This is a genomic window from Cobetia sp. Ld8, from assembly GCF_045066615.1.
In the GTDB taxonomy this organism is placed as follows: domain Bacteria; phylum Pseudomonadota; class Gammaproteobacteria; order Pseudomonadales; family Halomonadaceae; genus Cobetia; species Cobetia amphilecti.
Genome location: NZ_JBISHF010000008.1, coordinates 253517 through 267402 on the forward strand (window position 1 = coordinate 253517; position 13886 = coordinate 267402).

General features: G+C 63.8%; 10 protein-coding genes. All 10 read right to left on the minus strand.

Going from position 1 to position 13886, the window contains the following annotated elements:
* Window positions 1–53: 53 nt before the first annotated feature.
* Window positions 54–1268, minus strand: coding sequence for an O-succinylhomoserine sulfhydrylase (locus tag ACJJV2_RS12035; RefSeq protein WP_405281150.1), 1215 nt, complete (start codon window positions 1266–1268; stop codon window positions 54–56).
* Between the two features lie 235 nt (window positions 1269–1503).
* On the minus strand, window positions 1504–3018 hold the full coding sequence (purF, locus tag ACJJV2_RS12040) for an amidophosphoribosyltransferase (protein WP_043336916.1): 1515 nt from the start codon (window positions 3016–3018) through the stop codon (window positions 1504–1506).
* 243 nt (window positions 3019–3261) lie between these two features.
* On the minus strand, window positions 3262–3990 hold the full coding sequence (locus ACJJV2_RS12045; RefSeq protein ID WP_405281155.1) for a CvpA family protein: 729 nt from the start codon (window positions 3988–3990) through the stop codon (window positions 3262–3264).
* On the minus strand, window positions 3987–4703 hold the full coding sequence (locus ACJJV2_RS12050) for an SPOR domain-containing protein (RefSeq protein WP_405281158.1): 717 nt from the start codon (window positions 4701–4703) through the stop codon (window positions 3987–3989). The genes ACJJV2_RS12045 and ACJJV2_RS12050 overlap by 4 nt, the downstream gene beginning before the upstream one ends.
* A gap of 49 nt (window positions 4704–4752) precedes the next feature.
* Complete coding sequence (locus tag ACJJV2_RS12055) at window positions 4753–6267, minus strand: bifunctional folylpolyglutamate synthase/dihydrofolate synthase (protein ID WP_405281161.1); 1515 nt, start codon at window positions 6265–6267, stop codon at window positions 4753–4755.
* Window positions 6260–7279 carry an acetyl-CoA carboxylase, carboxyltransferase subunit beta gene (accD, locus tag ACJJV2_RS12060; RefSeq protein WP_107335253.1) on the minus strand — a complete coding sequence of 340 codons (1020 nt, stop codon included), beginning with the start codon at window positions 7277–7279 and terminating at the stop codon, window positions 6260–6262. Before accD ends, ACJJV2_RS12055 begins: the two co-directional genes overlap by 8 nt.
* A gap of 304 nt (window positions 7280–7583) precedes the next feature.
* The gene (locus ACJJV2_RS12065; RefSeq protein ID WP_405282220.1) at window positions 7584–8216 is read right to left on the minus strand and encodes a phosphoribosylanthranilate isomerase; all 633 of its coding nucleotides are present in this window, start codon (window positions 8214–8216) and stop codon (window positions 7584–7586) included.
* 22 nt (window positions 8217–8238) lie between these two features.
* The gene (gene truA / locus ACJJV2_RS12070) at window positions 8239–9360 is read right to left on the minus strand and encodes a tRNA pseudouridine(38-40) synthase TruA (protein WP_405281165.1); all 1122 of its coding nucleotides are present in this window, start codon (window positions 9358–9360) and stop codon (window positions 8239–8241) included.
* Complete coding sequence (locus ACJJV2_RS12075; RefSeq protein WP_405281169.1) at window positions 9360–12200, minus strand: FimV family protein; 2841 nt, start codon at window positions 12198–12200, stop codon at window positions 9360–9362. The genes truA and ACJJV2_RS12075 overlap by 1 nt, the downstream gene beginning before the upstream one ends.
* Before the next feature lie 456 nt (window positions 12201–12656).
* A complete protein-coding gene (asd, locus tag ACJJV2_RS12080; protein WP_405281172.1) occupies window positions 12657–13778 on the minus strand; it encodes an aspartate-semialdehyde dehydrogenase in 1122 nt (373 codons plus the stop codon).
* Window positions 13779–13886 lie beyond the last annotated feature (108 nt).

Below are 13886 nucleotides of genomic sequence, written 5' to 3' on the forward strand. Positions count from 1 at the left end.
ACCAACGCCCGGCAGAACCGGGCGTTGGTGTGCAAAGGCAGGCGTTACGGGACTCAGCTCGCGAGGCGATCAAGTCCGCGCGCCAGATCACGCTTGATGTCGTCGAGGTCTTCCAGGCCGACGGCAATACGCAGCAGGCCCTCTTCGATGCCGGCGGCCGCTTTCTGTTCATCGCTGAGGCGACCGTGAGTCGTGGTGGCCGGGTGCGTGATGGTGGTCTTCACGTCGCCCAGGTTGCCGGTGATCGACAGGATGCGCGTCGCATCGACCACCGACCAGGCCGCCTCGCGGCCGCCCTTGACCACCACCCCCAGCACCGCACCGAAGGCCTTCTGCTGGGCCTTGGCCAGTTCATGCTGCGGATGGCTCTCAAGTCCGGAGTAATGCACCCGCTCGATGGCCGGATGCGATTCCAGCCAATGTGCCAGCGTCAGCGCGCGTGCACAGTGGGCTTCCATGCGAATGTTCAGCGTCTCCAGGCCCTTGAGGAAGACCCAGGCGTTGAAGGGGCTCAGGCACGGCCCGCAGGTACGCACCACGCCATAGACCTCCTCCATCAACGAGGAGCTTCCCACCACGGCACCACCCAGCGTCCGGCCCTGACCATCGAGATACTTGGTGGCGGAGTGGATGACGATATCGGCGCCCAGCGTCAGCGGGCGCTGCAGGGCCGGCGTACAGAAGCAGTTGTCGATGGCGAGCCAGGCGTCGTTCTCATGGGCCAGCGCCGCCAATGCCTGGATATCGCCAAGCTCGGACAGCGGATTGGACGGCGTCTCGGCGAACAACAGCTTGGTGGCCGGCGTGATCGCGTCGCGCCAGGCGTCCAGATCCTTCAGTTCGACGAAGCGCGTGGTGATGCCCAGCTTGCCGAAGTACTTGGTGAACAGGCTGACGCTCGAACCGAAGATGGAACGCGACGCGACGATTTCATCGCCGGATTCCAGCAACGCCAGCACGGTGGACATGATCGCGGCCATGCCGGAACTGGTCGCCACGCAACGCTCACCGCCTTCCATCGCCGCCAGGCGCTCCTCGAAGAAGCGTACCGTCGGATTGGTGAAGCGCGAGTAGATGTTGCCGGCTTCATCGCCCCCGAACTTGGCTGCGGCCTCAGCGGCGCTGCCATAGACGAAGCTTGAGGTGGTGTAGATGGGCTCGCCGTGTTCCTGCTCGGCACCGCGCAGGTGACCGGCACGGATGGCGAGCGTCTCGAGGCCCAGCTCATCGCGGGAAAGACCGGCGCGGGAAAGATTGTCGTCGTGCATGGTGTCCAATACCTCTACTGATGGAATCTACTGCCCTGTGAATCACGATCCAGCGTCACGCGCCGCTGTGACATGTCGCGTCTTCAGCATTTCGGGTCGCGTCGACAGCAAGAAGAAGGAAAAGCGATGCGCCAATGTTACCGGTTTTGAACGCGCAACGGGCCCCGGATTTCTCCGGAGCCCGTTGCGGTTCGCTCATCGCGCGATTGCCTGCCGAGGATGGCAGGCAGCCGGATCAGTCGAGATCTTCCGAATCGTTGTGCAGATCCACCACCGCGTGGGTCTCGCCGGCGCTCTTGGCGCCATCATTGCGCGAGGCACGCAGGTCGTTCAGATAGGCTTCGTCGATATCGCCGGTCACGTAGACACCGTCGAACACGGAGCAATCGAACTCATCCAGCGCCGGATTGACTTCACGACAGGCGTCCTTCAGGTCGTCGAGGTCCTGATAGAACAGACGGTCAGCGCCGATCAGGTCCGCGATTTCCTTCTCGGTACGGTCATGGGCGATCAGCTCTTCTGCTGCCGGCATGTCGATGCCATAGACGTTGGGATAGCGAACCGCCGGGGCTGCCGAGGCAAAGTAGACGTTCTTGGCGCCTGCTTCGCGCGCCATCTGGATGATCTCGTTGCAGGTGGTGCCGCGCACGATGGAATCATCCACCAGCAGCACGTTCTTGCCGGCAAACTCGATATCGATGGCGTTTAGCTTCTGACGCACGGACTTCTTGCGCAGTGTCTGACCCGGCATGATGAAGGTACGGCCGATATAGCGGTTCTTCATGAAGCCTTCGCGGTAAGTCACTCCCAGATGCTGGGCCAGCTCGAGGGCGGAGGTACGCGAGGTATCGGGGATCGGAATCACGACATCGATGTCCTGCTCCGGCCATTCCCGCACGATCTTGTCGGCCAGCTTCTCGCCCATGCGCATGCGGGTGCCGTAGACATAGGCACCGTCGAGCAGGGAGTCCGGACGCGCCAGGTAGACGTGTTCGAAGATGCACGGCTTGAGAACCGGGTCATCCGCGCACTGCAGGGTGTGCAGCTCACGCTCCATGTCGATGAATACCGCTTCACCCGGGGCCAGGTCACGGATCAGCTCGAAGCCGGCGACGTCGAGCGCCACGGATTCGGAGGCGATCATGTACTCGACGCCTTCGGCGGAGTCACGCTTGCCGAAACACGCCGGACGGATGCCGTGCGGATCGCGGAAAGCGACCAGGCCAGTGCCGTTGATGATCGAGACGGCCGCGTAGCCGCCCTTGCAGCGACGATGCACACGACGCACGGCATCGAACACATCACCGGCACCCAGACGCATGCCCTGCTTGCCCAGCTCGTGAGCGAAGACGTTGAGCAGCACCTCGGAATCGGAGCTGGTGTTGATGTGACGCAGATCAGAGGAGAACAACTCCTGCTTGAGCTGGTCGGAGTTGGTCAGGTTGCCGTTGTGCGCCAGCGTGATGCCGTAAGGCGAGTTGACATAGAACGGCTGTGATTCCGCCTCGCTGGAGGAACCGGCGGTCGGGTAGCGAACATGGCCGATCCCCATGTTGCCCTTGAGACGCTGCATGTGACGAGTGCGGAAGACATCACGCACCAGACCATTGCTCTTGCGCAGCAGGAAACGACCTTCGTGCCAGGTCATCATGCCCGCGGCATCCTGCCCGCGGTGCTGCAATACGGTCAGCGCGTCATACAGCGCCTGGTTGACCGAGGCGTTGGCCATCAAACCTACAATCCCGCACATCCCGTCATTACCTCACTAATACACACTTGGATAGGGAAGCGCACGCTGGCGACTGCCGGCGCCCGTCCATATGGCAATATGAGTGCTCACACGGCGCAATTGTCAGGCCTGACCCCCATGCAGGCAACACCTGACCGATGGGTCAACCCCTTCGACTACCCCGCATGAGGCTTCAGCAACGCGTGCCGAATGCGGAAAACGACAACGCCGGGCCACGATGCCCGGCGCTGAAAATCCTGCCTGTCACTGCTCACCACCCGCATTGCGGCTTGTGGCCTCGCCAGCGGTGTTGCCTCTGAGCAACGTCTCCAGCGAGGGCTGGTCCTGCGTGGCATCCTGGCGCGAGAGCGACTGCAGCGCCTGCTGGCTGAGGCTGTCGCTCAACGCACGCCCTTCTCGCTGGGCGCTGTCGATCAGACCGCTGGCCTGCTGCTTGAGCCGGGAGCCGCTGGCGGAATCCGGCAGCGACACGCTCTGGCCCCAGTCACCGCCCGTATCCCACTCACGATAGCGAGCCAACGACCAGTCGCGCAGCTGCTCAAGCGTCGGCCGCAGCTGGGCGGCCTGCCAGTCGGCGCTGTCACGCAGGGGCGTCAGCCCCACCACGGCGGTGATGAGCACCAGTATGACCGCCGCGCGCAAGGCGCCGAATACACCGCCGAGCAGACGATTGAAGCCGCCCATGCCGACCGCATGAATCAAGCGTTCCAGCAGGCGCAACATCAGCCCCCAGATCAGCACGCTCGCGATCACCACCAGCACGAAGCCGACCGCGGTGCGAATGCCCGGCGAAACGATCATCTCTTCGAGCAGGCCACCCACCTCGGCGCCGAACTGGCGTGCCGCGACCAGTGCCACCAGCCAGCCCGCCAGGCCCAGGGCCTCGCTGAGCAGGCCCCGCATCAGCCCCAGCAGTACCGAGATCCCGATCAGGCCCAGACATAGCCAATCGATCCAGACCAGCTCGTTCACTCACCCTCCTTGCGTCGTACCAGCAGGCCCTTGATATTGACCTGCTGCTGCAAGCGCGAGCGTGCGGACTCACCGATCTCGGAGGACTTGTACGGGCCGACGAAGACAACGGTCAACTTGCTGCCACGCGGGATCCGGTATGCCGCGAAGCCCTTGCCCTGCAGCTCCTTCTGGAGACGCTCGGCGTTGGCCGGGTCACCGAAGCTGCCAACCTGCACGGCCCAGCCACCGGCGGAAGACGACGGCGCATTCGAGGCAACCGCAGGCTTCGGCTCAGGCTTGGGCGCGGGCTTGGGTTCAGCCTTGGGAGCAGGCTTGGGCTCCAGCTTGGCAGCGGGTTCCGGCTCCGGCTTTGGCTTTGACTGCGGCTCGCTGCTGACCACAGAGCGGGTCGGCGACAACTGCTCGGCCTCGGCGACACGGCTTTGGGACTCGGAACCGCTGTCACTGCCAGCACCGGGGTCACTGTCACGCACCTTGCCGTTGCTGTCGACGAAGGTGATCGGCACATCCGTGCCAATCTTCAGCTCGCTGGGCGGCTGCGGATCATCGACGTTGGAGCGATCGATATCCACCGGTTTGCCAAGCGTCATCACCGGACTCGGGCGCTCATCACGGGCCGGCGGCTCATCGAAGAGCATCGGGATGAAGATCACCCCCAACGCCAGCAGGATGACCGCACCGCTGATTCGCTCGCGTTTGCCATATTTCATTGTGACATCTCCCTTGCACCCGAAATCCCGGACCCGCCGCCGGCCTGCATCAGGCCTGGGCGTCGAGCCACATCAATGCTTCACCGACCGTGAAGAAGGAACCACAGACCAATACTTCTCCAGCGCTCGTCTCGCGTGCCAACCATTCGGCTGCAGCGGTGACCGTCTCGCACTCCGCCAGTACCTCACCGCCACAGTGGCGGACCACGGCGGCAAGCTCACTGGCCTGGCGGCTACGCTCGCCATCCAGGGTGGCGACGACGAAGCCGTCCACCACCGGTGCCAGCGCCTGAATCACGCCAGCGGCATCCTTGTCGCCCAGCATGGCGAGCAACGCCCGCCGCGGACGGGTGGCAGGATCCCGCGCGCAACGCAGGTCATGAGCGGCAAGACGACTGGCCAGATAACTCGCGGCATGCGGGTTATGGCCGACATCCAGACACCAGTCACGCCCGTGACGACTCAGCCACTGCATGCGCCCCTTGAGCTTGACGCTCGCCATGGCCTGCTGCACGCATTCGGCGTTGAGCTCGATACCTGCCTCGACCAGAGCATTCAGCGCACTGGCCGCATTGTCCCGCGGCAAGCCCGGGTCTGGCAGCGCATCGAACGTCAGCGCCGGTGCCGACAGGCGCTGCCATTGCCATTGCGAGGCAGCCGAATGGTCCGTGCTGCCACCCACACTGCTATTCCCACCGCTATTCACAAGGTCAGCCGCGACCTGCCAGCGAAAGTCCTGCCACAGCACCTGCGGCGTGACACCCAGCGAGCGAGCATGCGCCGCGCAACTGGACGGCAGCACATCCGAGCCGAACACGGCCGGCTTGCCGGCGCGCAGAATCCCGGCCTTCTCGAAGCCGATGTTCTCGAGGTCGGTGCCAAGAAACGCGGCATGATCCTGCGCGACCGTGATGATCATCGCGACATCACAGTCGATGATGTTGACGGCGTCCAGACGCCCGCCCAGGCCGACTTCCAGAATCGCGAGTTGCGGTTGCTGCTGAGCGATCAGCCACAGCCCGGCCAACGTGCCGGCCTCGAAGTAGGTCAGGCTGACCACACCCTCGTCATCCACCGGCTCACCACTGGCCGACAGCCCGGAGTGGCGCGCGGAATCGACCTGCTCGAAGGCCGTGACCAATGCCGCATCACTGACGTCGTGGCCATTGAAGCTCAGACGCTCGTTGTAATGCAGCAGATGCGGAGAGGTATAGGTGGCGGTGCTCAGCCCGTGGGCACGCCCCAGCGCCTCGAGCATGGCAACCGTCGAGCCCTTGCCGTTGGTGCCCGCCACGGTAATGATGCGGCCACCGAGCCGACGCGCGCCCGCCCCGACCAGACCGAGGCGCCTGGCCACACACAGCACTCGGGCAAGGCCCATATCGATACTGACGGGGTGCTGATGCTCGAGACGCGTCAGCCACTCATCCAGCGAGAGGCCATGCGGCACGGCATCATGCAGGGGGGAAAGCTGCCACGAAGCGGCATCCAGCGGAGGGAGTGAGGAAGACTGCAGCACCTTATCGGTGCTGCAGCTTGCCGGGGCGGAGCCCTGCTCAGCCATCGCGACGTTCGCCTTGCGGCTTCTCGCTGGTGAAGGTCTCGTCGAGCACGCTGTCCACGGCGGAGCGCGGCTCGGCCGGTGCTTCGACAGTCGCATCCGCCTCGACGGGTACTTCTTCGACGACCGCATCCGCGACCGGCAGATTGGCGGCGTTGACCGGCATGCCCTGCAGCTTGAGCAGGATGCTGGACAGGCGCTCACGCATCTCGCGGCGGTGGATGATCATGTCGACGGCGCCATGCTCGAGCAGGAACTCGGAGCGCTGGAAGCCTTCCGGCAGCTTCTCACGCACGGTCTGCTCGATGACACGCGGACCGGCAAAGCCGATCAGGGCGTTCGGCTCGGCGACATTCAGGTCGCCCAGCATCGCCAGCGACGCAGAGACGCCACCGAAGACCGGATCGGTCAACACGCTGATGTACGGCACGCCAGCCTGCTTGAGCTTTTCAAGCGCCGCGGAGGTCTTGGCCATCTGCATCAGGGAGAACAAGGCTTCCTGCATACGAGCACCACCGGAGGCGGCGAAGCAGACCAGCGGGATGTTCTCGGCCAGCGCAAGCTCTGCTGCACGCACGAACTTCTCGCCGACGATGGCACCCATGGAGCCACCCATGAAGCTGAACTCGAAGGCCACGGCCACGACCGGCTGACCGGAGAGAGCACCGCGCATGGCGACCAGCGCATCCTTCTCGGAGGTCTGCTTCTGGGCAGCGCTCAGGCGATCCTTGTACTTCTTGGAGTCGCGGAACTTGAGGCGATCGACCGGCTCGAGATCCGCCGCGATTTCCTCGCGGCCTTCACTGTCGAGGAACCAGGACAGACGCGCACGCGCAGTGAGACGCAGGTGGTGGTCACACTTCGGGCAGACGTTGTCGTGCTTGGTCAGCTCCGGAAGGTACAGGACTGCTTCGCACTTGGGGCATTTACGCCACAGGCCGTCAGGAATGGAGGTACGCCGATCCTTGCGTTGGATACGGCTCATTGACGGCACAATCTTGTCAAGCCAGCTCATGGTGGGGAGGCTTCCGTTTTGCTGCTGTTCTGGGCACCGCTCGACGACTGTCGGCGGCCATGCGAGTTGGCGCATATTCCAGGGCGTTCACGCCCCCGGCAATATGGCGGGCAGCTACCATCACAGGGCAGTGCCAATGGAAAAGACCGTGCAACCCATTGGTCGTACGGCCACTTTTCCGAATTCTGGGGGTCATTGTAGCGGCTTCGCCCCCCTTGCGGGTAGTGCGAGATGCCAATTGAGCGTTGCGGCCCTCGCCGCTTGGGGCGAAAGCAGCGCAAGGGTCGCAACGCTTGCCGGCAAATCAGCGCTGCTGGCGGACTGCCTGACAGAATGCCTGCATGCGCTCGGCACTCTTCTCGCCGGGCGCGGCTTCCACACCACCGGAGACATCGACCGCGTAAGGGGCGACCTGCGCCACCGCTGCGGCGACATTGCCTGACTCGAGACCCCCGGCCAGGATGACCGGCAGCGGCAGATCGGCGGGGATGCGCGACCAGTCGAAGGTCTCGCCGGTGCCACCGGGCACGCCGGGACGATAGGCATCCAGCAGCAAGCCACGCGCATCGTGATAGCGCGCCGCCTGCGCGGCGAGATCGATCCCGTCACGCATGCGCAACGCCTTGATATAGGGCCGCCCAGCCGCCCGACACTGCTCCGGCGTCTCATTGCCATGCAACTGGAGCAGATCGAGATGCGGTGCCGCTGCGGCAATCTCTTCGGCGCTGGCATCCACGAACAAGCCGACCCGCGTCACGAAGGCCGGCACGCATGCGGCAAGCTCGGCCAATCGCGCCACACCGACCGCACGCTTGCTGCCCGGCCACAGCACGAAGCCCAGCGCATCGGCCCCTGCTGCCACGGCGTCGCGGATATCCTGCTCACGCGTCAAACCACAGATCTTGATCCGGGTACGCTGGCTCGCTCGAGCGCTCATCTCGGTCATGGGATCACTCCGTTCAACGTGAGGATTCATTCTGGGTGGCAGCCGTCAGCGTGTCATCCTCGGCGCCTGCCGCAGGGTCGCCTGCCGCAGGATCGCCTGCCGCAGGGTCGCCTGCCGCAGGAATCGCTTGCTCATGCTCGCGACTGAGGCGCTCGGCTTCACGGGCCACGTTGGCCAGTCGGATGGCCTCCTGCTCACTGAGCTTGCCTGCCGCGCGCGCCTCTTCGGCACCCTCGGCCTCGGCACGCGCCATGCGTGAGCGCACCATCGGGCAGTCCGGCAACGGGCGCTCGCCCGTCCACTCGCCAAGATGTGCGACCAGACCAGGGCCCAGGGGTTCCTTGGGCAGCGCATAGCGCGGCGGATAGATGACATCGACGAAGTGAAGCCCTGTCGCCGCTGCCGTCGCGCTCGAGCGCGTGCGATCTCCTCCGCGCATCAGCTCGACGATCCACTCGACAGGCTTCTCGCCACGCCCGATGGCCATCAAGGTGCCCGCGATATTGCGCACCATGTGATGCAGGAAGGCATTGGCCTGGATATCGATCATGACGATATGGCCATGGCGACTGACTTCAATGAAGTGCACGTGGCGGCGTGGCGAACGCGACTGACAGCCTGCGGCGCGGAACGCCGAGAAATCCAGCTCGCCCACCAGATGTGCCGCCGCGGCCTGCATGTCGGCGACATTGAGCGGCTCGCGACACCAGGTGACATTGTTGCGCTCCATCACCGGCCGAAACGGCTGGTTGATGATCATGTAGCGATAGCGGCGGGCGATGGCGCTGAAACGCGCGTGGAAATCATCAGGCACCGGCACGGCCCAATGAATCCCGATATCGGGGGGAAGGTTGACGTTACCGCCCATGCGCCAGGCCTTGCGACTGCGGCCCACGGGAGTATCGAAATGCACGACCTGACGCACGGCATGCACACCGGAATCGGTGCGGCCACTGCAATGCACGGCAATCGGCGTGGAGGCGACCTTGGACAAGGCCTTCTCGAGCGCTTCCTGCACGGAGGGGGCGTGGCTCAGACGCTGCCAGCCACAATAGCGGGTGCCATCATATTCAACGCCCAGAGCAATGCGCCCCGGGCGTCTCTCGTTATCATCCAGCGGTGTAAAAAAGGGCATCAGGTCAGACCAAAGCGCTCCATCAACGCCAGCGCCTCTTCACGGACCATGTCATCACTGGCAGTAGCGAGCGGCTCAAGCAGCGCAGCCGCCTGATCATCATCGCCATCCACCAACAACTGACGGGCTTCCTCGAGCTGTTGGAATGCCACGGTATCCTGGGCGCCAGCCCCAAACCCTGCCGACTCGACAGAGGGATAGGCATTATCCTGATCCCCAGACTCGAACGCCACTTCCTCGACCTCGAATTCCGAGATATCACGCCGCGGCACGTCCACCTCTTCCAGCGTCATGCTATCCAGTGACGGCAACTCGTCCATGCCATCAACTGCGACTGACGGCTTGCTGGACGCCTCATAGGGCTTCTGGCTCGCTGCGCTGCTCTCGCTCGCGGCACCGCTCTCGACCGCAGAGTGGTCATCCAGCTCTTCACGCAGTGAGGTGAACTCGACGGACTCCCCCTTGAGCGCGCTATCCGCCGCCTTGGATGCCATGGCATCAGCCCCCTTCTCACCATCAGCGTAGCCAGCATCCCCCAGCGTCAATTCCGGCGCCTGGTAGTCAATCACATTGTCGCTATTGAAGTGGGGCTCACGTGTGGTCGACTTCTCGATATTCTCACCCTTGAGACCCGGTTCGAACGCGACGCCTTGATCGACAGCAGGTTCGACCGCCGGCTCGCCCATTCTGTCGCCAGCAAGCGGTTCAGCATCAGACAGCGGCTCTGGTGTGTTGGATATCTCTTGATCATCAGAGGAAGCGCCAGAGCCGATGGTGGGCGCATCCGCAACACCGTGAGCACCATCATCGGCCTTGTCTCGACCTTCAAGCGGCGTGCGAGGCGCTACCACCTGCTGACTTGACACACCCGACAGGTAGGAAACCTTGCGCCCCACTTGACTCGTGACACCACCGGCGACTGCGCGCAGGGCACTGCTTGCGACGCTATAGCGATCCAGCAGTGCCTGAGCCTCGAAGCGCTCTTCCTCACTGCCGGCTGCCAGCACCTGCTCGCCTTCATGATGCAGGGCTGCGGCATTGCCAAGCTCACCATGGACCCCCATCAATTTGAGACGCAGATCCTGGCGTGCGGGATCTTCCACCAGACCGGCTTCCAGCAGGGCCTGCGCCTGATCGAAGCGGCCGTAGGCGATGAAGATGTCCGCCTCGCTGATCGCAGCCGCTTCCGGCTGTGAGAGCGGCTCGAGACTGCCGGAACCCCGGCGCGCCGCCACATTGGCATCTTCAGACGCGGATGACTTGTGACCCGCGGCAGCAGCGGCAGTCGAGGCCGCAAAGGTATCCGGGAAGACGCGTGGCTTGTCCTGGTCGGGCTCTTCATTGCCGCGGACCGCATCGGCAAAGCTCATGTTTTCATCGCCCCCGGAACTGGAGCGGCGGCGCATCAACAACAGCAACAGAAGCAGTAGTGCACCGGCTGCACCGCCGACGATGGCCAGGTTGTCCTGCACCCATTTCCAGGTTGCCTGGGGCCACGGCTGCTTGGGCAATACCAGGTTGCCCTCGCCGTCGCGCGGCTGACCGAGGTCCACGCCAGCCGTGATCAGGCTTTCCGGCAACGCCAACGGCGAGATACCGCTGTTGACGAGCAGACGATTCTGTTTGGCGAGCAGTACCTTGGCCGTCTCGAGCTGCTCGGTACGCTCTGCCAGCGACGCTCGCAGCTCGCCGACTTCGTTGCGCAGGGAGGCCACTTCGCTACGCAGGTCATCACGCTCCTGCTCCAGCTGATCGAGGCGCTGCTGATTGGTCAGCAGCTGGTCTTCCAGCGACTCGAGGCGATCGGACAGTTCATCGATTGCCTGCTGGCTACCCGCCGTGATCTGACCACTGGCTGCTACCGCCTTGGGCTTGCTGCCATCTTCATCCAGCAGCGTCAGACGCGGCTTGCCGTCGGCGCCCGCGCTGGCGGGCCCGCTCGGTGCGGCCGTGGCCGCAGGCACAGCACTGGCGGAGGTCTCGCTCGACGTGCTGGCCGACGCTTTCTTGCTGGCCGGAGCCGGCACGGTCTTGCCCTGCGCGCCCGCGACCCACTGCTGATACTGCTGACGCACTTCCTTGTCAGCCTCGGTACGCGAACGTCCCAACATGGTGCTGCGGTCCGGCACGCTCAGCACCACTCCCGCACGCAGCTTGTTGATGTTGCCGCCCGGGAAGGCCCTGGGGTTGGCTTCCTGGATCGCCAGCATCGCCTGACGGATGCTGACACTGGCATCCGGACGCACGCGACGCGCAATCGTCCACAGCGAATCACCGTTGCGCACCTTGATGCTGGACGGCGGCGTGCTGGATGACGCACTGCGCGAGGCAGCCTGGCTGGGCTGGGCATTGTCGCGGAACACCACGGAACGCGTCGGCGAGGAATCATTGGTGGCCAGCGGGCGCGAGCGCGCGCCGGCAGGTGTCACCAATGACGGCTGACTCGAATATCCCGCCGGATCGAACAACAGGGTCACCTGACGCTGCAGCTTGCCATTGGGCCATTCGACATCCAACAGCAGGTCCACATAGGGCTCACGTACCGCGCCGCTGGTGGACAGCTGAAGGTAGTAGCGCCCACCCTGCTGCTTGACGGCAACCTTGATGTCATCGCTGACATAGCTGCGATCGACGCCCGCTCGCGTAAAGGCGGCAGAATCGGCAACGCCGGCCTTGATGAGGCTGGCATCGAGGCCCGAGGTATCCGTGAGGCCGATGCGCGCGTCCAGTGGCTGATTCAGATTCGAGCGCAACCGCGGCGATTCCATGCCGACTGCCAAGGCCTGAGCACTGTAGACGGCGAACGACACCGCCAGTGCGAGAGGAAGCTTGCGTCCCATTGAGTGTCCCTTCGTATGCGGCCGAATCATTGCCCGGCCTGCGCATTATGTTACGTATACTTACACAAGATACCAGAGAGTCCGCCCCAAGAGTGCGGGAAGCCATTGGCAAAGTGGAAATAGTTTCAACGATAGAGTGACGGCCCACGATCGATAAAGGCCGCAGAGGCGTCATATCGCGAGTGACCAGCTCGTCGATATTCCCTTTACGATACCCGCAAAAAACACCTCCCTGCCATCATGCATCAAAAGCGTCAGTCAAAATCGCAAAAAATGCGCAGGAAAGGCTGAGACGTCTGGTACTTCCCTTGGCATCAGTGACCTATCTCTTACCTGAAATCACCGACCTTCCAAGACGTAACGTGCAAAAGAGAAACGCCCTCGACTCCAGAGAGCCGAGGGCGCTTTCAGGTCAGGCTCGCAATGAACCCGACGACATGCCGCTACACCGTGCGATCAGGCCGCGCGATGTTCACGCAGGATGGTCAGCATGCGCTTGAGCGGCTCCGCGGCCCCCCACAGCAGCTGGTCACCGACACTGAAGGCGGACAGGTATTCGCCACCCATCGCCAGCTTGCGCAGACGGCCGACCGGCACGGTCAGGGTGCCGGTCGCGGCGGCCGGTGTCAGGTGCTTGAGGCTGTCTTCCTTGGTGTTGGCGACGACCTTGACCCAGTCATTGTGCTTGGCCAGGCGGTCTTCGATCTCGTCCAGCGGCACGTCCTGCTTGAGCTTGACGGTGAAGGCCTGGGAGTGGGAACGCATCGCACCGATACGCACGCACAGCCCATCGATCATGATCGGATTGCCCTGGCTGTCGAGAATCTTGTTGGCCTCGACACCGGCCTTCCACTCCTCGCGGGTCTGACCAGATTCCATCGCGGAATCGATCCACGGCAGCAGCGAGCCGGCCAGCGGCGCACCGAACTGCTGAGTCGCGAAGTCATCGCCACGCATGGTGGCGGTCACCTTGCGGTCGATGTCGAGGATGGCGCTGGCCGGGGCAGCAAGCTCGGAGGCCACGCTGCCATTGAGCTGGCCCATCTGGGTCAGCAGCTCACGCATGTGGCGCGCCCCGCTGCCGGACGCCGCCTGGTAACTCATGGAGGTCATCCACTCGACCATGCCGGCTTCGAACAGGCCGCCCAGGCCCATCAGCATCAGACTGACGGTGCAGTTGCCGCCGACGAAGGTGTTGGCACCGGCGCCGATCTTCTGGTCGATCACGTGACGGTTGACCGGGTCCAGCACCAGCACGGCGTCCTTGTCCATGCGCAGGGTGGAGGCCGCATCGATCCAGTCGCCTTTCCAGCCGGCTTCGCGCAGCGGGCCGAACACCTGCTTGGTGTAGTCGCCGCCCTGACAGGTGACGATGACATCCAGCGCCTTCAGCTCATTGATGTCATTGGCATCCTTGAGCGCCGGCACCGGCGTGCCCACGTCAGGACCGGCCTGACCGACCTGGGAGGTGGAGAAGAATACCGGCTCGATACCGGCGAAATCGTTGTCAGCACGCATGCGCTGCATCAGCACGGAACCGACCATGCCACGCCAACCGACAAATCCGACTTTCAACATGCTTGTTCTCCTTGTTCATGCACGGCCGGGAGCATGGAAGACACCACCGCTCCCGACACAGGAATGACCCGCAGCGAGCACAGGCAACTCACACGAAGCGAGCCTTGC

Bases quoted from the DNA above. Each gene is read 5' to 3' on its own strand.
- ACJJV2_RS12075 (WP_405281169.1), bottom strand. From the start codon at position 12,200: ATGGGACGCAAGCTTCCTCTCGCACTGGCGGTGTCGTTCGCCGTCTAC.
- ACJJV2_RS12050 (WP_405281158.1), bottom strand. From the start codon at position 4,703: ATGAAATATGGCAAACGCGAGCGAATCAGCGGTGCGGTCATCCTGCTG.
- asd (WP_405281172.1), bottom strand. From the start codon at position 13,778: ATGTTGAAAGTCGGATTTGTCGGTTGGCGTGGCATGGTCGGTTCCGTG.
- accD (WP_107335253.1), bottom strand. From the start codon at position 7,279: ATGAGCTGGCTTGACAAGATTGTGCCGTCAATGAGCCGTATCCAACGC.
- ACJJV2_RS12065 (WP_405282220.1), bottom strand. From the start codon at position 8,216: ATGAGCGCTCGAGCGAGCCAGCGTACCCGGATCAAGATCTGTGGTTTG.
- truA (WP_405281165.1), bottom strand. From the start codon at position 9,360: ATGCCCTTTTTTACACCGCTGGATGATAACGAGAGACGCCCGGGGCGC.
- purF (WP_043336916.1), bottom strand. From the start codon at position 3,018: ATGTGCGGGATTGTAGGTTTGATGGCCAACGCCTCGGTCAACCAGGCG.
- ACJJV2_RS12035 (WP_405281150.1), bottom strand. From the start codon at position 1,268: ATGCACGACGACAATCTTTCCCGCGCCGGTCTTTCCCGCGATGAGCTG.
- ACJJV2_RS12055 (WP_405281161.1), bottom strand. From the start codon at position 6,267: ATGGCTGAGCAGGGCTCCGCCCCGGCAAGCTGCAGCACCGATAAGGTG.